Annotated in this window: 24 protein-coding genes and 2 pseudogenes; 16 read left to right on the forward strand and 10 right to left on the reverse strand. The window is 71.8% G+C overall.

Going from position 1 to position 25,253, the window contains the following annotated elements:
* Window positions 1-428: 428 nt before the first annotated feature.
* The 3 genes from fabG (at window position 429) to ACP4IX_RS15595 (ending at window position 2,443) form a co-directional block, all read left to right on the forward strand.
* Window positions 429-1,133 carry a 3-oxoacyl-[acyl-carrier-protein] reductase gene (gene fabG / locus ACP4IX_RS15585; protein ID WP_426519399.1) on the forward strand — a complete coding sequence of 235 codons (705 nt, stop codon included), beginning with the start codon at window positions 429-431 and terminating at the stop codon, window positions 1,131-1,133.
* A 5-nt stretch (window positions 1,134-1,138) separates the two neighbouring features.
* Window positions 1,139-1,906, forward strand: coding sequence for an enoyl-ACP reductase FabI (gene fabI, locus ACP4IX_RS15590; protein ID WP_426519401.1), 768 nt, complete (start codon window positions 1,139-1,141; stop codon window positions 1,904-1,906).
* Between the two features lie 177 nt (window positions 1,907-2,083).
* Window positions 2,084-2,443 (forward strand): hypothetical protein, encoded by a 360-nt coding sequence (locus ACP4IX_RS15595; protein WP_426519403.1) that lies wholly within the window; start codon window positions 2,084-2,086, stop codon window positions 2,441-2,443.
* Here ACP4IX_RS15595 and ACP4IX_RS15600 read toward each other — a convergent pair.
* A complete protein-coding gene (locus tag ACP4IX_RS15600; protein ID WP_426519405.1) occupies window positions 2,421-3,113 on the reverse strand; it encodes a FadR/GntR family transcriptional regulator in 693 nt (230 codons plus the stop codon). The genes ACP4IX_RS15595 and ACP4IX_RS15600 overlap by 23 nt on opposite strands.
* Window positions 3,114-3,254: 141 nt before the next feature.
* Between ACP4IX_RS15600 and ACP4IX_RS15605 the strand changes: the two genes are divergently transcribed.
* The 4 genes from ACP4IX_RS15605 (at window position 3,255) to ACP4IX_RS15620 (ending at window position 5,958) form a co-directional block, all read left to right on the forward strand.
* Entirely contained in the window at window positions 3,255-4,643 is a 1,389-nt protein-coding gene (locus ACP4IX_RS15605) for a CynX/NimT family MFS transporter (protein ID WP_426555859.1), read from the forward strand.
* Between the two features lie 197 nt (window positions 4,644-4,840).
* Window positions 4,841-4,957 carry an SGM_5486 family transporter-associated protein gene (locus ACP4IX_RS15610; protein ID WP_426519409.1) on the forward strand — a complete coding sequence of 39 codons (117 nt, stop codon included), beginning with the start codon at window positions 4,841-4,843 and terminating at the stop codon, window positions 4,955-4,957.
* A gap of 183 nt (window positions 4,958-5,140) precedes the next feature.
* On the forward strand, window positions 5,141-5,347 hold the full coding sequence (locus ACP4IX_RS15615; protein ID WP_426519411.1) for a hypothetical protein: 207 nt from the start codon (window positions 5,141-5,143) through the stop codon (window positions 5,345-5,347).
* A 92-nt stretch (window positions 5,348-5,439) separates the two neighbouring features.
* A complete protein-coding gene (locus ACP4IX_RS15620) occupies window positions 5,440-5,958 on the forward strand; it encodes a SixA phosphatase family protein (protein WP_426519413.1) in 519 nt (172 codons plus the stop codon).
* A gap of 79 nt (window positions 5,959-6,037) precedes the next feature.
* On the opposite strand, the gene serB is transcribed toward ACP4IX_RS15620, so the two are convergent.
* Together serB and ACP4IX_RS15630 are read right to left on the reverse strand one after the other, a co-directional pair.
* Window positions 6,038-7,282 carry a phosphoserine phosphatase SerB gene (gene serB, locus ACP4IX_RS15625; protein WP_426519415.1) on the reverse strand — a complete coding sequence of 415 codons (1,245 nt, stop codon included), beginning with the start codon at window positions 7,280-7,282 and terminating at the stop codon, window positions 6,038-6,040.
* A 633-nt stretch (window positions 7,283-7,915) separates the two neighbouring features.
* Window positions 7,916-9,856: a streptophobe family protein gene (locus ACP4IX_RS15630; protein WP_426519417.1), complete on the reverse strand. Its 1,941-nt coding sequence runs from the start codon at window positions 9,854-9,856 to the stop codon at window positions 7,916-7,918.
* A 240-nt stretch (window positions 9,857-10,096) separates the two neighbouring features.
* On the opposite strand from ACP4IX_RS15630, the gene ACP4IX_RS15635 reads away from it, so the two are divergent.
* Window positions 10,097-12,637: an FHA domain-containing protein gene (locus ACP4IX_RS15635; protein WP_426519419.1), complete on the forward strand. Its 2,541-nt coding sequence runs from the start codon at window positions 10,097-10,099 to the stop codon at window positions 12,635-12,637.
* Between the two features lie 95 nt (window positions 12,638-12,732).
* On the opposite strand, the gene ACP4IX_RS15640 is transcribed toward ACP4IX_RS15635, so the two are convergent.
* The 3 genes from ACP4IX_RS15640 to ACP4IX_RS15650 all read right to left on the reverse strand — a co-directional run bounded on the left by ACP4IX_RS15640 (window position 12,733) and on the right by ACP4IX_RS15650 (window position 15,605).
* Entirely contained in the window at window positions 12,733-13,443 is a 711-nt protein-coding gene (locus ACP4IX_RS15640) for a transglycosylase SLT domain-containing protein (RefSeq protein ID WP_426519421.1), read from the reverse strand.
* Between the two features lie 300 nt (window positions 13,444-13,743).
* Window positions 13,744-14,910 (reverse strand): S-adenosylmethionine:tRNA ribosyltransferase-isomerase, encoded by a 1,167-nt coding sequence (locus tag ACP4IX_RS15645; protein WP_426555860.1) that lies wholly within the window; start codon window positions 14,908-14,910, stop codon window positions 13,744-13,746.
* Window positions 14,907-15,605, reverse strand: a complete 699-nt coding sequence (locus ACP4IX_RS15650; protein ID WP_426519425.1) for an SDR family NAD(P)-dependent oxidoreductase — start codon at window positions 15,603-15,605, stop codon at window positions 14,907-14,909. The genes ACP4IX_RS15645 and ACP4IX_RS15650 overlap by 4 nt, the downstream gene beginning before the upstream one ends.
* A gap of 216 nt (window positions 15,606-15,821) precedes the next feature.
* Between ACP4IX_RS15650 and ACP4IX_RS15655 the strand changes: the two genes are divergently transcribed.
* From ACP4IX_RS15655 to chpE, 3 genes are all read left to right on the forward strand, one after another.
* Complete coding sequence (locus ACP4IX_RS15655) at window positions 15,822-16,967, forward strand: GAF domain-containing sensor histidine kinase (RefSeq protein ID WP_426555861.1); 1,146 nt, start codon at window positions 15,822-15,824, stop codon at window positions 16,965-16,967.
* Complete coding sequence (locus tag ACP4IX_RS15660; protein ID WP_426519429.1) at window positions 16,960-17,601, forward strand: response regulator; 642 nt, start codon at window positions 16,960-16,962, stop codon at window positions 17,599-17,601. Before ACP4IX_RS15655 ends, ACP4IX_RS15660 begins: the two co-directional genes overlap by 8 nt.
* Before the next feature lie 169 nt (window positions 17,602-17,770).
* A complete protein-coding gene (gene chpE, locus ACP4IX_RS15665) occupies window positions 17,771-18,016 on the forward strand; it encodes a chaplin ChpE (protein WP_426519431.1) in 246 nt (81 codons plus the stop codon).
* 230 nt (window positions 18,017-18,246) lie between these two features.
* Here chpE and ACP4IX_RS15670 read toward each other — a convergent pair whose 3' ends face one another.
* The gene (locus ACP4IX_RS15670; RefSeq protein WP_426555862.1) at window positions 18,247-19,035 is read right to left on the reverse strand and encodes a hypothetical protein; all 789 of its coding nucleotides are present in this window, start codon (window positions 19,033-19,035) and stop codon (window positions 18,247-18,249) included.
* Between the two features lie 153 nt (window positions 19,036-19,188).
* Between ACP4IX_RS15670 and ACP4IX_RS15675 the strand changes: the two are divergent.
* The 3 genes and pseudogenes from ACP4IX_RS15675 to ACP4IX_RS15685 form a co-directional block, all read left to right on the forward strand.
* Window positions 19,189-19,719: pseudogene (locus ACP4IX_RS15675) on the forward strand (ABC transporter ATP-binding protein); the annotation flags it as partial.
* Window positions 19,720-20,038: 319 nt separating this feature from the next.
* On the forward strand, window positions 20,039-20,470 hold the full coding sequence (locus ACP4IX_RS15680) for an NfeD family protein (RefSeq protein ID WP_426519435.1): 432 nt from the start codon (window positions 20,039-20,041) through the stop codon (window positions 20,468-20,470).
* A gap of 175 nt (window positions 20,471-20,645) precedes the next feature.
* Entirely contained in the window at window positions 20,646-21,596 is a 951-nt protein-coding gene (locus ACP4IX_RS15685; protein ID WP_426519437.1) for an SPFH domain-containing protein, read from the forward strand.
* An 81-nt stretch (window positions 21,597-21,677) separates the two neighbouring features.
* Here ACP4IX_RS15685 and ACP4IX_RS15690 read toward each other — a convergent pair whose 3' ends face one another.
* The 3 genes from ACP4IX_RS15690 to ACP4IX_RS15700 form a co-directional block, all read right to left on the reverse strand.
* The gene (locus tag ACP4IX_RS15690; RefSeq protein WP_426519439.1) at window positions 21,678-22,184 is read right to left on the reverse strand and encodes an HNH endonuclease; all 507 of its coding nucleotides are present in this window, start codon (window positions 22,182-22,184) and stop codon (window positions 21,678-21,680) included.
* Window positions 22,185-22,381: 197 nt separating this feature from the next.
* Complete coding sequence (locus ACP4IX_RS15695; protein ID WP_426555863.1) at window positions 22,382-22,921, reverse strand: YbhB/YbcL family Raf kinase inhibitor-like protein; 540 nt, start codon at window positions 22,919-22,921, stop codon at window positions 22,382-22,384.
* A 49-nt stretch (window positions 22,922-22,970) separates the two neighbouring features.
* On the reverse strand, window positions 22,971-23,753 hold the full coding sequence (locus tag ACP4IX_RS15700; RefSeq protein ID WP_426555864.1) for a sporulation protein: 783 nt from the start codon (window positions 23,751-23,753) through the stop codon (window positions 22,971-22,973).
* A gap of 145 nt (window positions 23,754-23,898) precedes the next feature.
* On the opposite strand from ACP4IX_RS15700, the pseudogene ACP4IX_RS15705 reads away from it, so the two are divergent.
* Together ACP4IX_RS15705 and ACP4IX_RS15710 are read left to right on the forward strand one after the other, a co-directional pair.
* A pseudogene (locus ACP4IX_RS15705) lies at window positions 23,899-24,156 on the forward strand (DNA-3-methyladenine glycosylase); the annotation flags it as partial.
* 14 nt (window positions 24,157-24,170) lie between these two features.
* Window positions 24,171-24,782, forward strand: a complete 612-nt coding sequence (locus ACP4IX_RS15710; protein ID WP_426555865.1) for a DNA-3-methyladenine glycosylase — start codon at window positions 24,171-24,173, stop codon at window positions 24,780-24,782.
* The last annotated feature ends 471 nt before the right edge of the window (window positions 24,783-25,253 follow it).

A 25,253-nucleotide genomic window follows, 5' to 3' on the forward strand; every position in this document is an offset into this window, starting at 1 on the left:
GCGGGAGAGCCGCGTCGGCGGTGGCCGGTGGGGTCAGGACCGGAGCCCACGGGGCGACGCGGCTCAGGAGCCGGCCGACGAGCTGCCGTGGAGGACACCTCCTGCCAGGGGTCCGCGGCACCTCGGCACCCAGGAAGTGCTCGCCGTGCGACCGGAACGCCCGCCGAGCGAGGACGTACGTGGACCGCCGCCGCCGCGGCCGGAGACCGCGCGCGGAAGTACCGCCCGCTCAGGCACCCCGCAGGGAGGGGCGGAAACCCGGGCCCCTTTCTGTAGGGACCCGACAGTCAGCCCCGTACGCCACTGTGGGTGCCCGAGTCCTCGCGCACGGGCGGGGACCGATAGGTTTTCGAGGAAGCCGCCTGTCGTCACCGCCCGTCAACCGGGTGTTCGGGCGGGTACCAGACCGCTATCGAAAGGGTGATCCGTTGAGCCGCTCGGTTCTCGTCACCGGAGGCAACCGGGGCATCGGCCTCGCCATCGCCCGCGCTTTCGCCGACGCCGGCGACAAGGTCGCGATCACGTACCGCTCGGGTGAGCCCCCCGAGGGTTTCCTCGCCGTCAAGTGCGACATCACCGACAGCGAGCAGGTGGAGCAGGCCTACAAGGAGATCGAGGAGACCCACGGTCCCGTCGAGGTCCTGGTCGCCAACGCCGGCATCACCAAGGACCAGCTCCTGATGCGCATGTCCGAGGAGGACTTCACCTCCGTCCTCGACACCAACCTCACCGGCACCTTCCGCGTCGTCAAGCGTGCCAACCGCGGCATGCTGCGCGCCAAGAAGGGCCGCGTCGTGCTCATCTCGTCGGTGGTCGGGCTCCTCGGCTCCGCGGGGCAGGCGAACTACGCCGCCTCCAAGGCGGGCCTGGTCGGCTTCGCGCGTTCCCTCGCCCGTGAGCTGGGTTCGCGCAACCTCACCTTCAACGTCGTCGCGCCCGGTTTCGTCGACACCGACATGACCCGGGAGCTCACCGAGGAGCAGCAGACGAAGATCCTCGCGCAGGTGCCGCTCGGCCGGTACGCGCAGGCGGAGGAGATCGCCGCGACGGTGCGGTTCCTCGCCTCGGAGGACGCCTCGTACATCACTGGAGCCGTCATCCCCGTTGACGGCGGACTGGGAATGGGTCACTGATCACCATGAGCGGAATTCTCGAGGGCAAGCGCGTCCTGATCACCGGGGTGCTGACGGAGGCCTCCATCGCCTTCCACACCGCCAAGCTGGCCCAGGAGCAGGGCGCCGAGGTCATCCTGACCGCGTTCCCGCGGCCCACGCTGACCGAGCGCATCGCCAAGAAGCTGCCCGAGCCCGCCAAGGTCATCGAGCTGGACGTCACCAACGACGAGCACCTCGGGCGCCTGGCCGACGTCGTCGGCGAGGAGCTGGGCGGCCTCGACGGCGTCGTCCACTCCATCGGCTTCGCCCCGCAGGACGCGCTCGGCGGCAACTTCCTGAACACGCCGTTCGAGTCGGTCGCCACCGCCATGCACGTCTCGGCGTACTCCCTGAAGTCGCTGACCATGGCCTGCCTGCCGCTGATGCAGAACGGCGGCTCGGTCGTCGGCCTCACCTTCGACGCGCAGTTCGCCTGGCCGCAGTACGACTGGATGGGCCCGGCCAAGGCCGCGCTGGAGGCCACCAGCCGCTACATGGCCCGGGACCTGGGCAAGCAGAACATCCGCTGCAACCTGGTCTCGGCGGGCCCGCTCGGCTCCATGGCCGCCAAGTCCATCCCGGGCTTCAGCGACCTGGCCGCCGTGTGGGACAGCCGTTCCCCGCTGGAGTGGGACCTGAAGGACCCGGAGCCCGCCGGCCGCGGTGTCGTCGCACTGCTGAGCGACTGGTTCCCGAAGACCACGGGCGAGATCGTCCACGTCGACGGCGGTCTGCACGCCATCGGCGCCTGACCGGTCGCCTTTCCGAGGGCCCGCATCCACCAGGGTGCGGGCCCTCGGCGTGTCACCCGTTCGGCCCAGTCGGCCGGGCGGCGGGGCGGCCGGCGGCACACGCTGGAGTACGGGTTCTCCACCTTCTTCACCACGCGCCTTCCCTCCCCAGTTCCCGTACGGCCGAGGAGGTCCCCTGTGCGTCTGCTCTCCCGCCTGGCCTCAGTGACCGCCGCCGTCGCCTGCGTGCTGTTCCTGCCGTACGAAGCGGTGTCCCACGCGCGCGTGCCCACCGGGGACTCCGGGGACTCCGCGCCGGCGGAGCCGTTCGGCGCCGCGTGCAGGGTCCGCGTCGACGACTCCCACGTGACCGCCCACTGCCACAACCCGTTCCCGGAGACCGACCACGTGCGCCTGCACATCGAGTGCGTCCGCTGGTGGGACCTCGACAGCGACGGCTCGGCGGCTGCGGCGGGGCCCGCGCAGACCGTACGACTGGACGGACGCTGCTGGAAGGAGGTCCAGGCGGCGTGGGTCAGCCATCAGCGGGCGCGCTGAACCGGCCCGGCCGGCACAGGAACGGATAGCCGGCCGCCTCCTGGGCGGCCGTCACCGCGTCCCCCACGCGGATCGCGTCGACCAGCCGCGTGTGGTCCATGTGCGTCTCCGGCGTCAGCTCGCCGCCGACGTCCACACGCAGCCAGTCCCGCATCACCTCGCCCAGGTCCGCGTACATCGCGGTCATCACGTCGTTGTGCGAGGCGGCCACGACGGCCAGGTGGAACGTCGCGTCCGCGGTCACGAACGCCTCCGTGTCACCCGACTCCCAGGCCTCCTCGCGGCGCACCAGCAGCGCGTCGAGCTGCTTGAGGTCCTTCTCCGTGCGCCGCTCGGCGGCGAGCCGGGCGGCGGCGGACTCCAGTGTGGAACGCAGCTCCGCGATGTGCCGGGGGTCGGCTTCGGCGAAGCGGCGCTGCATCACGCCCGCCAGCTCGCTGGTCGCCACGACGTACGTGCCGGAGCCCTGGCGGATGTCCAGCAGACCGTTGTGGGCCAGCGCGCGGACCGCCTCACGGACCGTGTTCCGGGCGACACCGAGCTGTTCGACCAGTTCGGGCTCCGTCGGGATGCGGGAGCCGACCGGCCACTCGCCCGAGGCGATCTGCTGGCGCAGTGCCGCGATGACCTGCTCGGACAGCGCCGAACGACGGGGATGGCTCAGGGGCATGGCTCACCTTCGCACGCGAGTCCCGGCGGCGGACAGCCACCGGACACCGGATGACGCCGGAATGGACAACCAATCATCCCATGATTCTATGATGGCCTCATGGCTAGTGACGAAACCCGGACGGAGACTCGGACGGAAACCATGAGATCCACGAACCCCGGCGGGGCGACCGCACGCGACGCCCGGGTACCCGGCGAGGTGCCCGGGGCGCACGGGGTGCCCGGCACGCGCGCGTGGACGACGTGGACGACCCGCCTGCTCCTCCTCGGCATCGTCCTGGCCGCGGTCAACCTGCGCCCCGCCATCACGAGCCTGGGCGCGCTCCTGGAGGAGGTCCGCGACGGGCTCGGCATGAGCGGCAGCGTGGCGGGGCTCCTCACCTCCGTGCCCCCGCTCTGCTTCGCCGTCTTCGGGGTCACCGCCCCGCGGCTCGCCCGCCGCTTCGGGCCCGGCGCGGTGGTCTGCGCGGGCATGGCCGCCATCGCCGCGGGCCTGCTCATACGCCCGTACGCCGGCGGCACGGCCGGATTCCTGGCCGCCACCGCCCTCGCGCTGATGGGCATCGCGGTCAGCAACGTCCTGATGCCGGTCATCGTCAAGCGCTTCTTCCCCGACCGGGTCGGCTCCATGACCGGCCTGTACTCGATGGCCCTCGCCTTCGGCACCTCGATCGCCGCCGCGGCGACCGTGCCCATGACGAACGCGCTGGGCGGGGACTGGCAGCCCGGCCTGGCGGTGTGGGCCGTGGTGGCGGCGGCGGCCGTCCTGCCGTGGATCCCGTTCGTACGCGAACGGAGGGCACCGTCGACGCTCGCGCCCGCCCCGGACCCTTCCGGCGAGGCCGACGCGGGCTCCGAGGCTCCTGAGGCTCCCGGGGTCACCGGGAAGCCCGCGACCGCACGCCCCGCGGACCGGCAGGCGGAGCGGCCCGCCGAGCAGCCCCCGCTGCGGATCACCCGCAGCCGCACGGCCTGGGCCCTCGCCGTCTTCTTCGGCCTCCAGGCCACCGCCGCCTACATCACGATGGGCTGGATGGCGCAGATCTTCCGGGACTCGGGTGTGTCCGCCGGCACCGCCGGGCTGCTGCTCGCCGTCATCATGGTGATGGGCGTGCCGCTCGCCTTCGTCATCCCGCGCGTGGCCACCCGCCTGCCCCATCAGGGCCCGATCGTGCTGGTACTGGGCGTGTGCGGGCTCGCCGGATACGCCGGCCTGTACGTCGCGCCGGCCGGCGGTGCCTGGGCCTGGGCCCTGCTGCTCGGCGTCTCCAACTGCGCCTTCCCGCTCGCGCTGACCATGGTCGGGATGCGGGCCAGGACGGGCGCGGGCGTCGCCCAGCTGTCCGCCTTCGCGCAGAGCACCGGCTACCTGATCTCCATCCCGGGTCCGCTGCTGGTGGGCGTGCTGTACCAGCACAGCGGCGGCTGGGGGCTGCCGATCGCACTGATGAGCGCCCTGATGGTGCCGCAGATGGTGGTGGGCTTCCTGGCGGGGCGCGACCGCACGGTGGAGGAGGAAGCGGCCCGCTGACTCCGGCAGGGGCCTGCCGGCTCCAGGGAGCGGCCTCCCGGCGTGGGCAGGGCCTGCCGGTTCCGGGGGAGCGGCCTCCAGGCGTGGGCAGGGGCCTGCTGACGCCCCGGGAGCGGTCCCCGGCGCCGGCAGGGGCGCGCCGGCGGCGGAAGCGGCCCGCCTGCCCCGGTGCGGGCGACGGATGCGAGACTTGCCGCATGCCAGTCCTCGACCCGAACCCCCAGCACGGCCAGAAGAAGATGCTGTACGTCTTCGGTGGCTTCCTCGCGATCTTCGTGATCATCGGCGTCATCGCGACGATCGCCGCACCGTGATCCCGCCCCGGCCGCCCGGTGGTGGGGTTAGCCCCCCCATCCCCTAGGGGGCGAGGGTCAGGGTCAAGTGGGTGGACTTCCGGATGGGTTGGGGCCCGCGGATTCCGTAGCTTCGAGTCGTGCCCGCGGCAGGCGGGCCGCGGAGCACGGACCAGCGACGTTCGAAGACCAGCGGAGGCACTCATGCCGGCCCCTACCCACACCCGGCCTCCCCGGACCACCGCGGGCGGCGTCGAGATCCGGCTGCCCTGGTGGGCCCTCGCCCTGCCCGTGCTCGCGTTCGTCGTGCTGTTCCTGCTGATACTCGACCCCGCCGAGGCCCACGCCACCGCCGGTGAACCCGCGATCGCCCACCTCCTGGAGCTGGTGCGGCAGCTGCTCGGTCGCTGAGGCCGGACCGGCGCCCCGGATCCGCCCGAGGCGTTGAATCCGCATGTCAACTCCCTGCGCCCCGTGGCCTGTTTCATGCGAAGCTGGATGCCATGAGCGTCGCAGAACCCCGCAGGATTGTCCTTTTCCGGCATGCGAAAGCCGACTGGCCACAGGTGACCGACCACGAGCGGCCGCTCGCCGATCGGGGCCGCAAGGACGCCGCAGAGGCCGGGCGCCGGCTCGCGGACACCGGCGTCCCGTTCGACCAGGCCCTGTGCTCCACTTCGGTCCGGACCCGCGAGACCTGGAAGCTCGCCGTCGCGGAGTTCCCGCAGCGGCCGAAAACCGTCTACGAGGAGCGGATCTACGAGGCCTCTCCCGGCGAGCTGATCGCCGTGCTCAACGAGACCCCCGACGACCTGCGGAACGTGCTGGTGATCGGCCACAACCCGGGCATGGAAGCACTCGCCGAGATCCTGGCCGGCTCGGCCGAGGACGACGTCCGCGAGCGGATGGGCCACCGGGGCTTCCCGACCGCCGCCTTCGCCGTCCTGACCTTCACGGGCTCCTGGAAGGACGTGGAGCCGGGCGCGGCCTCCCTGGTCGACTACTGGGCGCCGACCGACTGACCCGCGCCCGCGCGACAGGGCCCGGCACCCAGGCGGTCCGGGCCCTCGCCGTACGAGGCGCCCGGGCCGGGTGCGTGCGTCAGATCCGGTCGGCGGGCAGGCCGACGCCCTCGCCGAGACCCTCGTCCAGGGTGTCCGCCGCCTCCACCTCTTCGCGGGTGATCCCGAGCAGATACAGCACCGTGTCCAGGAAGGGCACGTTCACCGCGGTGTGCGCGGCCTCGCGCACCACCGGCTTGGCGTTGAAGGCGACCCCGAGCCCGGCCGCGTTCAGCATGTCCAGGTCGTTGGCACCGTCCCCGATCGCCACGGTCTGCGCCAGCGGTACGCCCGCCTCGGCGGCGAACCGGCGCAGCAGCCGGGCCTTGCCCGCCCGGTCCACGATCTCCCCGGTGACCCGGCCGGTCAGCCTGCCGTCGACGATCTCCAGCGTGTTGGCCTGGGCGAAGTCCAGCCCCAGCCGCTCCTGCAGATCGTCGGTGACCTGGGTGAAGCCGCCGGAGACGACCCCCACCTGGTAGCCGAGCCGCTTCAGCGTACGGATCAGGGTGCGGGCACCCGGCGTCAGCCGTACCTCGCTGCGCACCTTGTCCACCACCGAGGCGTCCAGCCCCGCCAGCAGCGCCACGCGCGCGTGCAGCGACTGCTCGAAGTCCAGCTCCCCGCGCATCGCGGCCGCCGTCACCTCGGCGACCTTGTCCTCGCAGCCGGCGTGCGCGGCGAACAGCTCGATGACCTCGTCCTGGATCAGCGTGGAGTCCACGTCCATCACGACCAGGCGCTGCGCCCGCCGGTGCAGCCCCGCCGAGACGACCGCGACGTCCACACCGAGCGCCGCGGCCTCGGTGGCCAGCGCGGTGCGCAGCGGCTCCGTCTCCACGCCGGACACCGCGAACTCGACAGCGGTCACCGGGTACTTGGCCAGCCGGAAGATGCGGTCGATGTTGCTGCCGGACTCGGCGATCCGGGCCGCTATCGCAGCGGTCGCCTCCGCGGTGAGCGGGTGGCCGAGCACCGTGACCAGGGAGCGGCCGAGACCGCGCGGCCGGTTGTCGCCGATACCGGAGATGATCTCCGCCTGCAGCTTCAGTGACTCCGCCCAGCTGTGGACGGTCGCCCGCAGATCGCCCTCCAGGCTCCGGGGCGGCTCGGTCACCAGCGCGCACAGCACTATCCGGCCACGGGTGACGACCTGCTCGATGTCGACCACGTCGACGGAGTAGGCGGCGAGGGTGTCGAACAGGCCGGCCGTGATGCCCGGTCGGTCCTTGCCGAAGATCTTGACGAGAAGCGTGGGAACGTCAGAGGTCTGCGAAGCGCTCATGGTGCTCCAACCGTATCCGGCACCCGGTGCCTCCCGCGCCCGAGGTCCGCCTGACGGACACGGCCCCCGGGGCGGGTCCGGCCCGCGCCGTCACGTTCACCGCGGTCCCGCGTGCGCGGGGCGGCGCTGGAAGCGGAAGGCGGTGAAATCGGTGGTCGCCCACCCTCCCCCGGCGGGGACGCCGGCGCCCACGGTGCCCAGGGCGGTGGTTCCACCGGGCCGGGCTCAGGACGGCGGGGACAGCGGTCCCGGCTCGGCTGGCGGCGGGGTCAGCGGTCCCGCGTCCCCGAGGGGCTTCGGCAGGGGTCCGCTTCGTGCCCGGCCAGTTCCCCGTCGGCTCCGGCTCCTGCCCCGGTGCCGCGGGTGGGGGAGGAGCGGACCGTCGTCCCCGGACGGAGGCGGATCGGGCGGGCGCAGCGCCCGGCCAGTTCCCCGTCGGCTCCGGCTCCGGCTCCGGCCCCGATGCCGCGGGTGGCGGAGGAGCGGACCGTCGTCCCCGGACGGAGGGGGATCGGGCGGGCGCTGCCGGAAGCGCAGGCCACCGGGGCGCTCAGGCGGTGGCTCCAGCGGCCCGGCGGCGGCCGAGCGGCCCGGCGGAGCGACCGCGGCCGCCCCCGTTTCGTGCCCGGGGTCCTACCGACCGCCCCTGGGCCGCCGCGGTGGCGCCGGAGGCGGGGGAGGCGGCGGCGGGGGCCCCTCACCCCACCGGGACGGCGGCCGGCCCCCGGGCCGTTCCCCGGGTCCCGGGGGCCGACGCGGCGTTCCCGGCCGCGGTCCCAGCGGCCCGGCCACGGTAGGGGCGCCGTACACGTCGTCGCCGGATTGCTGCTCGTCGCCGTCGGGCTGCTGCCCCGCGCTCCCGGACCGCCGGCCCGCACGGCTCTCTTCCCGCCCGGTGCCGACAGGCGGGAGGGCGCCGGAGCCGGGCTGCCCGCCGCCCGGCGCCCGCCCGGCGTCGGACGGCGGAGGGGTGTGCGACCCCGCCGGCCGCGCGTCCTCGGGTCCTCCTGCCTCCGCTCCCGCCCCTTCCCGCAGTCGCAGGTACGGGTTGGTGCCAGGGTTGGGCGGCCGGTGCGGCGCGCCCGGCCGGTAGGGCCCCGAGGGCGGCGGCCCCGCGTGCGCCGTACCGCCGGCCCTCGCGCCACCCCCGCCCGCGGCACCCGCCCCCGCCGTCCAGGCGCCCCGTGCCAACGCCGTCGCGCCCGACCCCGCCGCCCCGCTCGCCCGTGCCAGCAGCGCCCCGGCCGCCCCCGCCCCCGCGCCCCACACGGCACCCAGCAGCAGCGCCGTACCGAGGCGTCCGCGCAGGTCGACGCTGGCGCCGAAGGCGTCGAAGCCGAGCACCGACAGCGAGGCGTCCACGGACACCTCCGTCAGCCAGACCAGCAGCGGCAGCGCCAGCGCGGTCGCGACGCCCAGCCGTACGGCGCACCGCCCGGCGAAAGCCGGCGAGCGTGCCTCGCCCGGCGCCACGGGAGTCCGTACCGCCGTCAGTACCCCGCTCATCAGCATCGTCAGCGCCGCCGCCACCCCGAGCAGCCACACCCGTTGGTCCAGCTCCGCCAGCCGCCCGAGCGTGACCGGCCGCTCGGCGCCGGCGCCCAGCAGCTCGTCCAGCGGAGCCGGGAGGACCCGGACCAGCTCACCGGTGGCCCGCCCGTCCCACGGCACGAACAGTCCGATCGGAATGCCGAGCCACACCCCGTTCGGCGCGCCCAGCAACGCGGCCCCCGCGATCCGCCGGGGATGGTCGTCGCCGATCGCCGCGTAGGCCGCCGCCGCGAAGCCGGCCGCCACCGCCGTCAGCGCCACCGTGACCAGAGCGGACACGGCCGGCCGCACCACCCGGTGCACGGCCTCGCACCCGCGCGGCAGGGGAGCGCGGCGCGAGGCCAGCAGCGCGATCAGCAGGACCCCGGCCGACCAGACCAGGCCGCCCAGCAGCGTCGGCGCGGTGTCGACGGTGAAGCCGACGGCCGCCTCGGCGTCGACGAGGTCACCGATCCGGCCGGGCAGCGGCCCGCCGATGTCACCCACGTCGCCGAGCCCCGGAATCTCAGGACCACCGCCCCCGCCGCCAGGCAGGCCGTCGACTCCGAGCGAGCCGCCGTCGATCGTGATGACGTCGTGGCCCGCCCAGGCCAGCCCGCCCGTCATCCCCACGAACAGAGCGGTCACCGCACCCGCGCGCGCGAGGAGTTCGGCGGGTGCGACCACGGCTCCGGCCGCCCGCAGGGACCGCAGGAAGAAGAACGACAGCAGCAGCGCACCGACCAGACCCACGCCCAGGGGCGTCATCTCCATGGCCATGTGCGCCTCGGCCCCTTGCAGTCCGAACGCGGACACATCACCGGTCGGGGTGACCGAACCGCCCGCGCCGAGCGCCACGACCGCCGCGGTCATCGGCCCCAACGAGCCCGCGGCGTCCGCGTCCAGCAGGCGCAGCCCGAGCGCCGCCGTTCCCGCCATGCCGATCAACGCCCAGCTCACGGAGGCGATCGCGGACAGCAGGACGTCTCCCCACGGCACCTTGGTGCCGTACTCCTCGGATCCGACGCTCGTGGACGCACTCATGGCAGACCCCCCGATCCGCTGCGCGGCCCAGTCGCCGCGCATGTCCCCCTCGCGTGGAATACCACTGTCCGGGCAGGTTTCAACCCCGTCAACGGGAACGGCCGATGGATGCCCACGCGGCTTTCACAAGGTCCGACTTTCGGTCAGGGGCCCGAGCCTGAAATAGTGCCCCCCGATGTTCGACATCCCTGGACTCCCCGCGACGGGGGTACATCGGGGGACAACTCAGTGGGGCATGGAGTGCCGGAACTCGTACTGGAATCAAATGGACGGACCTGGACGCTCGATCCGTCCCGGTCATATGCGCTCGGACGCGATCCGCAGGGGGAGCTTGTCTTCGACGACGCCAGGGTCTCCTGGCGGCATGCCACGATCAGTTTCAACGGCCGCAGTTGGGTCGTCGAGGATCACGGCAGTACCAACGGCACGTTCGTGCACGGGCAGCGCATCCAGCAGATGGAGCTCGCCGCCGGCACGGTGGTGAACCTGGGCAACGCGACCGACGGACCGCGTCTGAACCTGACCGGAGCCCAGGCCGCCGCGGGCGCGCCGCAGGCGGCCCAGCAGCAGCCGTACGCCGCTCGGGGCACGGACGCGGGCTGGGCGCACCAGGCGCCGGTACAGGAGCCGCAGCAGCAGGCCCCGCAGCACGGGCAGCAGCAGGCCGGCTGGCAGCCGCAGCAGCCGCAGCAGGGTGTACCGCACTTCCCGCAGCAGCAGGGGACCGGTGGCGCGGCGGGGGCGCCGCCGGTCTACGGCGATCGCAGCCCGACCACGTTCCACCAGTTCTCGCTCGGCCGCGTGATGCGCATCGGCCGTGCCCTGGAGAACGATCTGGTCGTCTCCGACCTCCAGGTCTCCCGTCACCACGCGGAGTTCCACTCGACGCCCGACGGGCGCATGGAGATCCGCGACCTCGGCTCGCACAACGGCACGTACGTCAACGGCCAGCCGATCACCAAGGGCGGCTCCCAGCTGCTCGGCCCGAGCGACATCGTGGGCGTCGGCCACTCGACGTTCCAGATCGTCGGGGACCGGCTCGAGGAGTTCGTCGACACCGGTGAGGTCTCGTTCTCCGCCCGTCACCTGACCGTCACGGTCGACGGCGGCAAGCAGATCCTCAAGGACGTCTCCTTCGGCGTGCCCGAGAAGTCGCTGATCGCGGTCATCGGCCCGTCCGGATCCGGCAAGTCGACCCTGCTCAAGGCGCTCACCGGCTACCGGCCCGCCGACCAGGGCGAGGTCCTCTACGACAACCGGAACCTCTACAAGCAGTTCGCCGAGCTGCGTCAGCGCATCGGGCTGGTCCCGCAGGACGACATCCTGCACAAGGAACTGACCGTCAAGAAGGCCCTGAAGTACGCGGCCAAGCTGCGCTTCCCGGCCGACACCACCGGCGCGGAGCGCGACGCCCGCATCGACGAGGTGCTGCGCGAGCTCAAGCTCGACATCCACAAGGACAAGAAGGTCACCTCCCTGTCCGGTGGCCAGCGCAAGCGCGTGTCCGTCGCCCTGGAGCTGCTCACCAAGCCGTCGTTGATCTTCCTGGACGAGCCGACCTCCGGTCTCGACCCGGGCATGGACCGCGACGTGATGCAGCTGCTGCGCGGCCTCGCCGACGACGGCCGCACCGTCCTCGTCGTCACCCACTCGGTGGCCGAGCTGGCGATCTGCGACAAGCTGCTGGTGATGGCGCCGGGCGGCTCGGTGGCCTACTTCGGCCCGCCGGAGGAGGCGCTGAACTTCTTCGGCTACGACACCTGGGCCGACGTCTTCTCCGCCTTCGAGAACTACCGCGACTACGACTGGGCGGGCCGCTGGAAGGGCTCGCAGCACTACCAGATGTACGCCGCGGACATCGACGCCGTCGCCCCGCAGGCCGTTCAGGTCCCGGCGATGCAGGCGATGAAGCCGCCGAAGCCGCAGGGCTGGATGTCCCAGTTCGTCACGCTGGTGCGGCGCTACGTCTCGGTGATCGTCTCCGACAAGGGCTTCCTCGCCCTGATGGTGATCCTGCCGGCGGTGCTCGGCGCGGTGAGCCTGCTCATCGACGCCGACAAGGGCCTGCTGCCCAACCCCGCCCACCCGCAGACCGGCCGGATCGTTCCCAACGGCACCGCCACCACGGTCCTGCTGATCCTCGCGGTCGGCGCCTGCTTCGCCGGCGCCGCCAACTCCGTCCGTGAGCTGATCAAGGAACGGGTCATCTACGAACGGGAGCGCGCGACCGGCCTGTCGCGGTCCGCGTACCTGATGTCCAAGGTCTTCGTACTCGGCGTGATCACCGTGCTGCAGGGCCTGCTGGTCGGCGTCATCGGGTTCGCCACCCGGGAGATCCCGGAGGAGGGGCTGGTCCTCGGGGGGCTGACGCTCGTCGAGCTGTCCCTGCCGATCATGGGGCTGGGCTTCACCTCGATGATGTTCGGCCTGATCATCTCCTCGCTGGTGAAGACCGCGGAGAAGACCATGCCGTTGCTGGTCATGTTCGCGATCATCCAGGTCGTCTTCACCGGCTGCCTCTTCGCCCTGAACGGCGCGGTCGGCGTCAACCAGTTCTCGTACCTGATGCCGTCGCGCTGGGCGGTCGCCGCGGCCGGCGCCACGCTGGACTTCAACCGGGTCAGTCCGCCGGAGAAGGGCGCCGAGGCGGACCCGCTGTGGGAGCACACCGTCGGCGCCTGGGGCCTGAACATGGCCGCGCTGATCGTCCTCGGGGTGATCTGCGGCTTCTTCGTGGCCCGCTTCCTGCGCCGCCACGAGCCCGAGGTCATGCGCAAGTGACCCGCGGCCGAGACGCCCCGAAGGGCGGCACCCTCCTGAGGGTGCCGCCCTTCGGCGTTCGGTCGCGAGCCGGCGTGAAGAGGTCCGCGCTGACCTCAGTACGCGCTGTCGACGTTGTCCATGGTGCCGTACTTGTCCGCCGCGTAGTTGCAGGCGGCGACGATGTTGGCGACCGGGTCGTAGATGTTCTTGGAGGTGCCGGGCACGTGGTAGGCCTCGAACGTCGGCGGGATCACCTGGAGCAGGCCCTTCGACGGGATGCCGTTGATGGCGTTGATGTCCCAGTCGTTGATGGCCTTCGGGTTGCCGGAGGACTCCCGCATGATGTTGCGGTGGATGCCCTCGTAGCTACCCGGGATGCCGTGCTTCTTCATGATGTCCCGGGCCTCGCGGATCCAGCCGTCGAGGTTGTCGGCGTAGCTCTTTGTCGGGACCTGCTTGGCCTCGACGCGCTTGGCGGACCGGCTCGCGGTCTCCTTGGCCTCGCGCTTCTCCACGGCCTTCTCGGCGGTGGCCTTCTTGGCGGTGGCCTTGGTGGCCGCCTCCTGCTTCGCCTCGATGGAGGCGACCTTCTGGCCGGCACCGGCGAGGTGGCCGGTCACACCGGCGTGCACGTCCTGGATCCGCTCGGTGCTGTACGCCACCTTGGCCGTGGGAGCGGCCTCGCTCGTGGTCGTCTGGCCGCTGGCCGGAACCGCGGTGAGGGCGACGGCGGCGGCGCCGAGCGTGCCGACACCGGCGATCGCCATCTTGTGGGTGCGGTTCAGGGGACGACTGTGACCACGGGTGAAGATGTTCTTGGGCATGGCGGGATAGACCTCTTCGAATAGCGCGGAGGTCGCTCTCGTCCGGTGGGGACAGTTGGTGCTTCCGGCACAAACGCCGCGGGGCGGGACCCGCCGCGTTGAGCGACGAGAGCAATTCTTAGCGGTCGCAAAATCCGGAGGCAAAGGTGTGACGTACGATCCGAGGTAGTGGATCAGGGAGGGGTGAAACCGGGCAGATTGGACTATCCGGCCCGGTCAAAACGGACGAGTCGTTCTCCTACCCTCCTTCGTACGTGACGTGCACCCTATGCGGGGGCTCACACCGGCCCCCCGCTCTTCTCACCGTTGGTTGCTGGAGCAATGCAATCTGTGAGGGTTTGCGCCGCGCTCCTGCGGCAGGAGGAGATGGACGTCCCCGAACTCGTGCCACAGGTAGCGCCCCCGGACCGCCGCGTCGTACCCGCGGTCGAGCGCCGCCCGCCCCGCCACCGCCTCCAGCATCAGCAGATGCGAGGCCTCGGGCTCGTGCAGCCCCGTCAGCAGCCCGTCCACCACCCGCACCCCGCGCTCCGGAGTCACGACCAGATCGGTCCAACCCGTCCGAGCCCGTACGAGTCCGTCGGCACCGGCCGTCGACTCCACCGCCCGCACAGCCGTCGTCCCGACGGCCACCACCCGGCCGTCCCCCGCCGTCGCGGCGTTGATCAGCCGCGCCGACGTCTCCGGCACGGAGAACCGCTCCGGGTACGGCGGCTCGTGCGCCTGAGCCGAAGCCACCCCCGTGTGCAGCGTCACCGGCGCGAACTGCACCCCCCGGCTCACCAGCTCCGCCACCAGCCGCGCCGTGAAGGGCCGCGCCGCGCTCGGCATCTCCGCGCTGCCCGACCCGTCCGCGGACGGCAGCGCGAACACCGTCTGGTACGCGGACAACGGCTGATCCCGTTCCGTGTAGGAGTAGCGAATGGGCCGCCCGTACTCCCGCAGCAGCACGGGCACCTCGGCTCCCGACACCCGGGCCCACCACAACCGCTCCCCGCGCGCACTCAGGGGCTCCTCCAGCACGAGCCGCGCACCGCCGGGCAGCCGCACCCTCGTCCCCTCCTGTCCTCCCGCCCGTCTCCCGCCCCCCTCCGGAGGAAGCCCTCCACGCCCTGCTGACTCCGCTGCCCCTGCCTCTACCTCCGCACGCGCGCGCGTGGTGCCCCTCCCGTCCGGAACCCGCAGCTCCACCGCCCACCGGCCGTCGTCCCCCCGCGTGGAGAAGTGCACCACCACGCGCGCGTGCCCGACGCGCCCGTCGACGGCGGCCGCCAGCGTGGCCGACGTGTTGACGACCAGCAGATCACCGGCCCGCAGCAGCTCCGGCAGCTCACCGAACACGTGATGCGACACCTCGGTGCCACGCGACACCAGCAGCCGCACGGCGTCCCGGTCCAGTCCGGGCCCGCGCTGCTCGGCGGGCACCCGTGCCGACAGCTCCCGCGGAACGTGCGGCACCGTCGTCATCGCACTCCCTCCAGCAGCGCCGGAGCCCCGTAGCGGCCGCTGGCCGGCCGCTCGTCCAGGAGCCTGAGCAGCGCCGGGACGACACTCGCCGGATCGGGCCGCGGATCGTCGTCGTCCGGTACGGCCGCCGCGTACAGGTCCGTGGCCATGTCCCCGGGGTCGACCGCCCAGACCCGCACCCCGGGCTCCTCGGCGCCCAGCACCGCCGCCAGCCGGTCCAGGGCCGCCTTGGACGCGCCGTAGCCGCCCCACGTCTCGTACGCCTGTGCCGCGGCGTCCGAGCTGACCGTCAGCACTGCGCCCGCCGGGGCCGCCCGCAGCGACGGCAGCGCCTCCTGGACCAGGCCCAACGCGGCCACGACGTTCACCTCCACGGCCCGCCGCAGCCCGTCGAGCGCCAGCCTCTCCAGCCGCACCAGCGGCTCCGCACCCAGCGCACTCGCATTGCTGACCAGCAGGTCCACCCCGCCCAGCCGCCGGGCGGCCGCCACCAGCCCGGCCCGGTGCCCGGCGTCGGTGACGTCCCCGGGCAGCGCCGCCACGCGCGTGCCGTACGCCTCCAGCGCCGCCGCCGTCTCCTCGAGCACCGCCGCCGTCCTGGCGTCGAGCACCAGGTCCCAGCCCCGTGCCGCCAGGGCCTCGGCCAACGCCCGGCCCAGGCCCTTCGACGCTCCCGTGATGATCGCGACCGGCATGACACACGTCCCTTCGTCGTCCACGCCGCCTGATCGGCTCGGCGTGGTCCTCACCGTAGGAACCGGGCCGCGCCGGCGCGTCGGGCACGGGCCGCAACCGTGCGGGGCCTTCGCCCTAGGACCGGTGGGCAGGACCTCCGGCCTAGGCCCGGCGCCCTAGGCGAAGGCGGTCACAGGTCCGATCCCGGTGTCACACCCCGCCGGTACCGTGAGGACATGAGTCACGGCCCCCGGTCCGGCCTCGCCGCGGTGAGTTCCGCGCTGCTGGCCATGAGCAGGCACCTCGAGGTGCGCGACGTCCTCAAGACGATCGTCGCCTCGGCCCGCGAGCTGCTCGACGCGCAGTACGCGGCACTCGGTGTCCCCGACGACCACGGCGGCTTCGCCCAGTTCGTGGTCGACGGCGTCAGCGAGGAACAGTGGAAGGCCATCGGCCCCCTGCCGCGCCAGCACGGCATCCTCGCCGCGATGCTGCACGAGGCCGGGCCCGAGCGCCTCGCCGACGTCCGCAAGGACCCCCGCTTCGGCGGCTGGCCGTCCGCCCACCCGGACCTGGCCGACTTCCTGGGCCTGCCGATCCGCGACGGCGACGAGGTCATCGGGGCCCTGTTCCTCGCCAACAAGAACTGCGCGAGACCCGAGGGCACCTGCGGCTTCACCCCGGACGACGAGGAGCTGCTGGGCATCCTCGCCCAGCACGCCGCGATCGCCCTCACCAACGCCCGCCTGTACGAACGCAGCCGCGAGCTGACCATCGCCGAGGAACGCTCCCGCCTCGCCCACGAACTGCACGACGCGGTCAGCCAGAAACTGTTCTCGCTGCGCCTGACCGCCCAGGCCGCCGCCACCCTGGTCGACCGCGACCCCGCGCGCGCCAAGGGCGAGCTGCAACAGGTCGCCGCGCTCGCCGCGGAGGCCGCCGACGAGCTGCGCGCCGCCGTCGTCGAGCTGCGGCCCGCCGCCCTGGACGAGGACGGCCTGGTCGCCACCCTCCGCACCCATGTCCAGGTCCTCGACCGCGCCCACACCGCACGCGTGACCTTCGCCGGCCACGGGGTCAAGGCCCTGCCCGCCGCCCAGGAGGAGGCGATGCTGCGCGTCGCCCAGGAGGCGCTGCACAACGCCCTGCGCCACGCGGCGGCGGAACACGTCGACGTGACGCTGCACCGGCGCGGCACCGGGGCCGTACTGCGCGTCACCGACGACGGCACCGGCTTCGACCCGCAGGCGGTGCGCCGCGCGGGACGCCACCTGGGCCTCGTCTCGATGCGGGACCGGGCCGGCGGGGCCGGCGGCAGGCTGACCGTGTCATCGGCGCCCGGCAAGGGCACCACGATCGAGATGGAGGTCCCCGGTGGCTGACGCAATCAAGGTGCTGCTCGTCGACGACCACCAGGTGGTCCGCCGGGGCCTGCGCACCTTCCTGGAGGTGCAGGACGACATCGAGGTGGTGGGCGAGGCCGCGGACGGCGCCGAGGGGGTCGACCGCGCCGAGGAACTGAAACCCGATGTGATCCTCATGGACGTCAAGATGCCGGGCATGGACGGCGTCGAGGCGCTGCGCAGACTCCGCGAGCTCGACAACCGCGCGCGGGTGCTGGTCGTCACCAGCTTCACCGAACAGCGCACCGTGGTCCCGGCCCTGCGGGCGGGTGCGGCCGGTTACGTCTACAAGGACGTCGATCCCGACGCGCTGGCGGGAGCCATCCGCTCCGTCCACGCGGGCCACATCCTGCTCCAGCCCGAGGTCGCGGGCGCCCTCCTGTCCCAGGAGGAGGGCAACTCCGGCCAGGGGAGAGCCGGCGCCCTCACGGAGCGGGAGCGCGAAGTGCTGGCCCTGATAGCGGACGGCCGCTCCAACCGGGAGATCGCCCGCGCGCTGGTGCTTTCGGAGAAGACCGTCAAGACCCACGTCTCGAACATCCTGATGAAACTCGACCTCGCGGACCGCACTCAGGCCGCGCTGTGGGCCGTGCGCCACGGTGCCACCGGCTGATCCGTGACGGGTCGCCCCGTACGCGGCGGCAACCCGGAGGGTTCCCTTCCGGTCGGAGATTCATACCGTCGTGGGAATGTCCCCCATATGGCGCATCCTGTGGGGGGTCCGACCGTTCTCCAGTGCGTGCCGCGGCGACTGCGGCGGCAATCGCAAGGAGGGGTTGTAAGTGAAGAACCTGAAGAAGGCAGCGGCCGTGACGATGATGGCCGGCGGGCTGATCGCCGCCGGCGCGGGCATGGCTTCCGCCACCGATGGCGCCGTCGCCCACGGCGAGGCCATCGGCTCCCCGGGCGTCGCCTCCGGCAACGTCGTCCAGGCGCCGGTCCACATCCCGGTGAACGCCGTCGGCAACAGCGTCAACGTCATCGGCCTCCTGAACCCGGCCTTCGGCAACCACGGCGTCAACCACTGACCCAGGCCGGCCACCAAGCCCACCACGGCCTCCCGGGCCCCACCCGGGAGGCCGGTCGTGTTCCCGGCTCCCCCAGCTGCGGGCAGTCGTGCCGCTGGGGCGGCACGGGCGGCGCAGCCGCACCCCGCAACGCCGGGCAGCCCCCACCCCCGGCCCGCCCCGACGCCGGGGCCCCACCGAGAGACGTCACCCCACCCCGCGCGACGTCGCCCCCGCGCAACCAAGGGACGTCACCGCACCCCCCGTTCCCGTTCCTCCACGACGGAGTTGTACGCCGCGACCTGCGCCCGCCGAGCCGTCCGCTCCACCGGCCGCAACGCCTCCCCCCGCGCCGCCATCTCGGACGCGCTCACCGCACCGCCGTGGCCGTTCTCATACGCCAGGGACACCAGGGCCCCCACCCGCTGCGCCAGCTCCAGCACCCGCACCGCCCGCGGCGGATACCCCGGCGCCAGGACCTCCCGTCCGTGTTCGGACCGCGCCCGGTACGCCGCGACCGCCGCCTCCGCCACCGGCCCCGACCCGGCGACATCCAGCCGCGTCAGCACCTCCGTCGCGTCCCGCAACGCCTCCGCCAGCTCCCGCTCCGCCTCCCCGAGCGAGGGCACGTCGGCCGGCGGCGCCTCCCGCACCGGCAGGCAGTGCCAGACCACCTCGACATGGACATCACCCTCGGGCCCGGCCTCGCACACCTCCGGCACCAGCCCGAGCGCGGCACCGTGGCAGATCACCGCCTCCTCCGCCTCCAGCGCCCGCGCGTTGAAGTCCGCCGGTCCGCTCAGCCCCAGCGGATGACCGGGCGCGGGCAGCGCGACCCGCAGTCCGGTCGCCCCGAGCGCCCGCAGCCGCCCCAGCGCCAGCGTGAGACCGACCGGCGCCGATTCACCGGGCAGCCCCTCCACCCGGTGCACCGCGTCCTCACCGACAACGGCGAGCGCGGCGTCATCCGGCGAGACCATTCCGGCAATAAGGGCATTTCCCCAGGCGGCAAGGCGCCCTGCGCGTGGTTCCGAGAGCATGCCCCCCACCCTAAGGACCGGACCGATGGAACGGTGAAGCCGACCGGTGGCGTAGATTTCCTGGAGGGCCTGCGCCCACCGGCGCGGCGGCCCGAGCCACAGGCGTACGCGACAGCCGAGACCGGCCACAATGCAAGGGGAGACAACGCGCTCATGAGCGATGTTCTGGAGCTTCAGGACGTATCCGTGGTCCGCGAGGGCCGGGCTCTGGTGGACCAGGTCTCCTGGTCGGTGAAGGAGGGTGAGCGCTGGGTCATCCTGGGCCCCAACGGCGCCGGCAAGACCACCCTCCTCAATGTCGCGTCCAGCTACCTCTACCCCAGCAAGGGCACCGCCACCGTCCTCGGCGAGACCCTCGGCGAGCCCGGTACCGACGTCTTCGAACTGCGCCCGCGCATCGGCATGGCCGGCATCGCCATGGCCGACAAGCTGCCCAAGCGCCAGACCGTCCTGCAGACCGTCCTGACCGCCGCCTACGGCATGACCGCCGGCTGGCAGGAGGAGTACGAGGACATCGACGAGCAGCGTGCCCGTGCCTTCCTCGACCGTCTCGGCATGACCGAGTACCTGGACCGGAAGTTCGGCACCCTCTCCGAGGGCGAGCGCAAGCGCACGCTGATCGCCCGGGCCCTGATGACCGACCCCGAGCTGCTGCTCCTGGACGAGCCGGCCGCCGGCCTCGACCTCGGCGGCCGCGAGGACCTCGTCCGCCGCCTCGGCCGGCTCGCCCGTGACCCGATCGCCCCCTCGATGATCATGGTCACCCATCACGTCGAGGAGATCGCCCCGGGCTTCACCCACGTCCTGATGATCCGTCAGGGCAAGGTCATGGCGGCAGGCCCGCTGGAGCTCGAGCTCACCTCCCGCAACCTCTCCCTCTGCTTCGGGCTGCCGCTCGTCGTCGAGCAGGTCGGCGACCGCTGGACCGCACAGGGGCTCCCTCTGTCCTGACCGCCCCCCGTGCGCCCTGTCCCGGTGCGTCCCGCGGACCTACCATGACCGTGTGAACGACATCGACGCATGGGTGTGGTGGCTCGTCGCCGCGGCAGGGCTCGGAATTCCGCTCGTCGTGACGGCGATGCCGGAGTTCGGGATGCTGGCCGTCGGCGCGGTCGCCGCCGCCGTCGCCTCCGGGTTCGGCGCGGACGTCGTCGTCCAGGTGCTCGTCTTCGTCGTCGCCTCGGTCGCCCTCATCGCCGTCGTCCGGCCCATCGCCGCCCGGCACCGCTCCCAACGGCCGCAACTCGCCACGGGAACGGACGCGTTGAAGGGCAGACAGGCCGTCGTACTGGAACGGACCGACAGCTCCGGCGGTCGGATCAAGCTCGCCGGGGAGGTCTGGTCGGCACGCGCACTCGACACCGGGCGCGTCTACGAGACGGGCGAGGAAGTGGACGTCGTGGACATCGAGGGGGCCACGGCGATCATCATGTGACCTCGCCGGACGAAAGTGGACCGAACACCCCCCGAGGTGCGCGACGGTCTGTCAGACTCGACCAGCAAGATCCTCAACGGCCGTAAGATCAGCAGTCGTCGGGGTCAGTAAGCAGTCGTCAGGGTCAATAGGATCTGCCAGAGCGCCGAAGCGGAGAAGGGGACGGACAACCACGATGGGTCCGGTCGTCATCGTCTTGATCATCCTGGTGGTGTTGGTCTTCATCGCCCTGATCAAGACCATCCAGGTCATCCCACAGGCAAGCGCCGCCATCGTCGAGCGCTTCGGCCGGTACACGCGGACACTGAACGCGGGCCTCAACATCGTCGTCCCGTTCATCGACACCATCCGCAACCGCATCGACCTGCGCGAACAGGTCGTCCCCTTCCCGCCGCAGCCGGTCATCACCCAGGACAACCTGGTCGTCAACATCGACACGGTCATCTACTACCAGGTGACCGACGCCCGCGCCGCGACGTACGAGGTGGCCAGCTACATCCAGGCGATCGAGCAGCTGACCGTCACCACACTCCGCAACATCATCGGCGGCATGGACCTGGAGCGGACCCTGACCTCCCGCGAGGAGATCAACGCGGCCCTGCGCGGCGTCCTCGACGAGGCCACCGGCAAGTGGGGCATCCGCGTCAACCGCGTCGAACTCAAGGCCATCGAACCGCCCACCTCCATCCAGGACTCGATGGAGAAGCAGATGCGCGCCGACCGCGACAAGCGCGCCGCGATCCTCCAGGCCGAAGGCGTCCGGCAGTCCGAGATCCTGCGCGCCGAGGGCGAGAAGCAGTCCCAGATCCTGCGCGCCGAGGGCGAGGCCAAGGCCGCCGCCCTGCGTGCCGAAGGCGAGGCCCAGGCCGTCCGTACGGTCTTCGAGGCCATCCACGCCGGCGACCCGGACCAGAAGCTCCTCTCCTACCAGTACCTCCAGATGCTCCCGAAGATCGCCGAGGGCGACGCCAACAAGCTCTGGATCGTCCCCAGCGAGATCGGCGACGCCCTCAAGGGCCTGTCCGGCGCCATGGGCAACTTCGGCGGCCTGGGCGGCGGTTCGGGCGGTGGCGGCGGCGCGAGCGTCCCGGCCCAGGAGCGGCGCGAGAAGCCGTCCATCGACTGACGGCAGTACCCGCCGCGCCGATGGGGGCGCACCTCTCACCAGAGGTGCGCCCCCATCGGCGCAGCGGACCGCGGTCGCGGGCTATGCGGCAGGCTGGGCCAGCCATTCCGGCAGAGCGTCGAAGTCGTCCTGCCCCAACGCGAGCAGCATCGCGTCAGCAGGAGTCGGTTCGAACGGCACCCGGAGCAGCGGCATGTCCGCCTGCTCCGGCGTCCGGTTCGCTTTGCGGTGATTGTCCTCCGCGCACGAGGCCACCGTGTTCAGCCAGGTGTCCTGCCCGCCGTGCGACCGCGGGACCACGTGGTCGACGGTCGTCGCCCGTCGCCCGCAGTAGGCGCACCGGTGCCGGTCCCGGACCAGCACGCCCCGCCGCGACCACGGGGCGCGTCTTCGGAAGGGCACCCGTACGTATTGGCACAGCCTGATCACCCGGGGCGCCGGTATGTCGAGCGCGGCTCCGCGCATCCGAAGTTCGGGGTGGGCCTGTTCGACGACGGCCTTGTCCTGGAGCACCAGAACGACGGCTCGATTCAGCGTCACCGTCGACAACGGCTCGAAGCTCGCGTTCAGTACCAGCGTGTCCCGCATACCAGCCCACCTCCCGTGCGCACCGGCCCACCCCCTGGCGGGCTGGGATCAACTCTGGCCGGGCACGCCGGGATGGACAACGCAATATCTGCTGCTCCTGCGGGGGCCACGCCCCCGCCACCCCCGCAACAAAAATGCCCGCCCCTGATCCATTCCAAGACCAGAGGCGGGCAAACGTTCCGTGAACGCTCGGGACACTAACCCTCGGCGGGCACCTCGTACTCACCGATCAGCTGGGCACGCCCGATGGCGTGGAACCGCAGATTGAAACCGACGAACGCCGGGGTGCTGTCCGCGTCCGGTCCCAGCTTCTCCTGGTCCACGGCGTACACCGTGAACACGTACCGGTGCGGCCCGTCCCCGGGCGGCGGCGCGGCACCGCCGAAGTCCTTGCTGCCGAAGTCGTTGCGCGCCTGTACGGCCCCCTCCGGCAGCCCTTCGAATGTGCCGCTGCCCGCGCCGGCCGGCAGCTCGGTCACCGAGGCCGGGATGTCGAACACCACCCAGTGCCAGAACCCGCTGCCGGTCGGGGCGTCCGGGTCGTAGCACGTCACGGCGAAACTCTTGGTCCCGGCGGGGAAGTCTTCCCACCGCAGCTGCGGCGAGGTGTTGCCGGCCGCGTGGACCTGAGCGTCCTTGAGCGTCGCGCCCTCCTGGACGTCCTCACTCGTGACCGTGAACGACGGCACGGGCGGGTGGAAGGCATGGGGGAGTGGACGCCGCTTGAGGTCGGTCACCTCGGTACCTCCTGATCGTTCGGTGCTGAGACGACCGAGCCTAGGACCCCTAGAACCAGTTCCGCTTGCTGCCGACCTCGGAGAGCCACTGGTTGAGGTACGCGACCCAGTCGGTGCCCTGGTAGTCGTTCAGCCCCACCTGGAAGGAACGGAACGTGTCGCTGCCCTCGCTGAACAGCCCCGGCTTCTTGTCCATCTCCAGCACGACGTCCATCGCCTGCGCGTCCGCCACGAAGCTCAGCTCGACCTGGTTCAGCCCGCGGTACTGCTGAGGCGGGAGGAACTCGATCTCCTGGTAGAAGGGCAGCTTCTGCCGTGTCCCCCGGATGTGCCCGCGCTCCATGTCCGCGTTCTTGAAACGGAAGCCGAGCTGGATGAACGCGTCCAGGATCGCCTTCTGGGCCGGCAGCGGGTGCACATTGATCGCGTCCAGGTCACCGGAGTCGACCGCGCGCGCGATCTCCAGCTCCGTGGTCACACCGATGTCCATCCCGCGCAGCGACTGCCCGTCGATCGTGGTGATCGGCGTCTCCCAGGGGATCTCGAGGCCGAACTGCACCGCGTGCACCGCGTTCGCCTTCAGCTCGAAGGCACCGCCGAGCCGGCTCTTCGTGAACTCGATGTCCTGCTTGTACTCCTGGTCGCCGTTCTCCACCTCGACCTTGGCCTGCAGACCGACCGACAGCGCCTCGATCTGCTGGTCGACGGACCCGCCCTGGATCCGCACCTCACCCTGGACGACACCGCCCGGAACGACGTTGACCTCACTCAGCACGGTCTCGACCGAGGCCCCGCCGGCCCCCAGGCTCGCGAGCAGCTTCTTGAACGCCATGTCTCTCCCTCTCCAGGCATTGTGTGAACCCTTGATCCCTACAAACGCGATTCGACCGTGGCCGGTTCCGCGCCCCACACCCTGGCAAGGCGCACGAGCCCTGGCCACCCCGCGCAGGCCCTCGGCTGCGTTACGCTCGGACGGCATGATCGCGAGCCCCGACCGTACGCCTCTGCCCGAAAATCCCTTCGACCGCCCCGTCCCCGAAGGGGCCCCCGACCTCCTGGGCCGCACCCTGGTGCGCGACACCCCGGGCGGCCCGGTCATCCTCCGCCCGACAGGGGTCGAGGCCTACGACGGTGAGAACGATCCCGGCTCCCTCGTCCGCAGCGGTCGTCCACCCCGCAACGGCGTGATGTCCCCTCCCCCCGGACACGGGTACGCCTACGCCACCCACGGCATGTCAGGGCGGTCAGCATGAACGTCGACTTCCTCGCCCGTCCTGCGGAAGAGGTCGCCCCCAAGCTGCTCGGGCGCGTCCTCACTTGCAGGACTTCCGAAGGGGCCGTGAGCATCGCCATCACGGAAACCGAGGCGTACTCCGGTACGGCTGACCCGGCTTCCCACGCCTACCGAGGCCGGACACCCCGCAACGCCGTCATGTTCGGAGCCGCAGGACACCTGTATGTCTACCGGTCCCACGGTCTCCACTGGTGCGCCAACGTCGTCACCGGCACGGACGGCATCGCGTCGGCCGTCCTCATCCGGGCGGGCAGGGTCATCGAAGGGGAAGACCTGGCGCGCGAGCGGCGAGGAGCGAAGGTCGAGAGCCCACGTCTTGCGCGGGGTCCGGGGAACTTCTGCCAGGCGCTCGGCATCACGGCGGAGCACAACGGCACAGACCTGCTGACGGGCGCGTCGGTCGCGCTGTCCGAGGGCGAGCCGGTACCCGCTGCGCTCGTCCGGGTCGGCCCTCGGGTGGGCGTCAGCAGAGCCCACGACTGGCAGCACCGCTTCTACCTGGCCGATGATCCGACAGTCTCGGCGTACCGACTGAGCCCGAGAGCCAAGCCGTCCGCCGGAGCCTGAGCCGCGGCGCCGCCGGAGTTGACTCTCCCTTGGCGGACGCGTAACGTAGCCCGAGCCGCTTGACCCGGGTACGGCAATCGCCTGCAGCCGGAAGCGGCCACCCCACTACCTACGTCTTCCTCTCAGCGAGGGCGAATTCTGCGTGTCCGCATGCTCGAATTCGACTCGCGGGACTTGATTATGAGTCCACGGAGGAATCGGCTAACGTAGTGAATGTCGAAAGGCCGACAGGCGAAAGCCCAGGAGCTACGACAAATCCCGTCGACAGGGAATCAGGGCCGAAAGGATCTGATAGAGTCGGAACCGCCGGAAAGGGAAACGCGAAAGCGGGAACCTGGAAAGCACCGAGGAAATCGGATCGGAAAAGGATCTGATAGAGTCGGAAACGCAAGACCGAAGGGAAGCGCCCGGAGGAAAGCCTGAGAGAGTCTCTCGGGTGAGTACAAAGGAAGCGTCCGTTCCTTGAGAACT

This window comes from Streptomyces sp. WG5 (assembly GCF_049974565.1).
GTDB lineage: Bacteria > Actinomycetota > Actinomycetes > Streptomycetales > Streptomycetaceae > Streptomyces.

What these genes read in the sequence shown, in the direction of transcription:
- ACP4IX_RS15645 (WP_426555860.1), bottom strand. Translation starts at nt 14,910, where the DNA reads ATGACGACGGTGCCGCACGTTCCGCGGGAGCTGTCGGCACGGGTGCCC.
- ACP4IX_RS15610 (WP_426519409.1), top strand. Translation starts at nt 4,841, where the DNA reads ATGCCAGTCCTCGACCCGAACCCCCAGCACGGCCAGAAGAAGATGCTG.
- ACP4IX_RS15620 (WP_426519413.1), top strand. Translation starts at nt 5,440, where the DNA reads ATGAGCGTCGCAGAACCCCGCAGGATTGTCCTTTTCCGGCATGCGAAA.
- ACP4IX_RS15700 (WP_426555864.1), bottom strand. Translation starts at nt 23,753, where the DNA reads ATGGCGTTCAAGAAGCTGCTCGCGAGCCTGGGGGCCGGCGGGGCCTCG.
- fabI (WP_426519401.1), top strand. Translation starts at nt 1,139, where the DNA reads ATGAGCGGAATTCTCGAGGGCAAGCGCGTCCTGATCACCGGGGTGCTG.
- ACP4IX_RS15670 (WP_426555862.1), bottom strand. Translation starts at nt 19,035, where the DNA reads ATGCTCTCGGAACCACGCGCAGGGCGCCTTGCCGCCTGGGGAAATGCC.
- ACP4IX_RS15605 (WP_426555859.1), top strand. Translation starts at nt 3,255, where the DNA reads ATGAGATCCACGAACCCCGGCGGGGCGACCGCACGCGACGCCCGGGTA.
- ACP4IX_RS15685 (WP_426519437.1), top strand. Translation starts at nt 20,646, where the DNA reads ATGGGTCCGGTCGTCATCGTCTTGATCATCCTGGTGGTGTTGGTCTTC.
- ACP4IX_RS15690 (WP_426519439.1), bottom strand. Translation starts at nt 22,184, where the DNA reads ATGCGGGACACGCTGGTACTGAACGCGAGCTTCGAGCCGTTGTCGACG.
- ACP4IX_RS15650 (WP_426519425.1), bottom strand. Translation starts at nt 15,605, where the DNA reads ATGCCGGTCGCGATCATCACGGGAGCGTCGAAGGGCCTGGGCCGGGCG.
- ACP4IX_RS15710 (WP_426555865.1), top strand. Translation starts at nt 24,171, where the DNA reads ATGAACGTCGACTTCCTCGCCCGTCCTGCGGAAGAGGTCGCCCCCAAG.
- serB (WP_426519415.1), bottom strand. Translation starts at nt 7,282, where the DNA reads ATGAGCGCTTCGCAGACCTCTGACGTTCCCACGCTTCTCGTCAAGATC.
- ACP4IX_RS15615 (WP_426519411.1), top strand. Translation starts at nt 5,141, where the DNA reads ATGCCGGCCCCTACCCACACCCGGCCTCCCCGGACCACCGCGGGCGGC.
- ACP4IX_RS15655 (WP_426555861.1), top strand. Translation starts at nt 15,822, where the DNA reads ATGAGTCACGGCCCCCGGTCCGGCCTCGCCGCGGTGAGTTCCGCGCTG.
- ACP4IX_RS15630 (WP_426519417.1), bottom strand. Translation starts at nt 9,856, where the DNA reads ATGAGTGCGTCCACGAGCGTCGGATCCGAGGAGTACGGCACCAAGGTG.
- ACP4IX_RS15640 (WP_426519421.1), bottom strand. Translation starts at nt 13,443, where the DNA reads ATGCCCAAGAACATCTTCACCCGTGGTCACAGTCGTCCCCTGAACCGC.
- ACP4IX_RS15600 (WP_426519405.1), bottom strand. Translation starts at nt 3,113, where the DNA reads ATGCCCCTGAGCCATCCCCGTCGTTCGGCGCTGTCCGAGCAGGTCATC.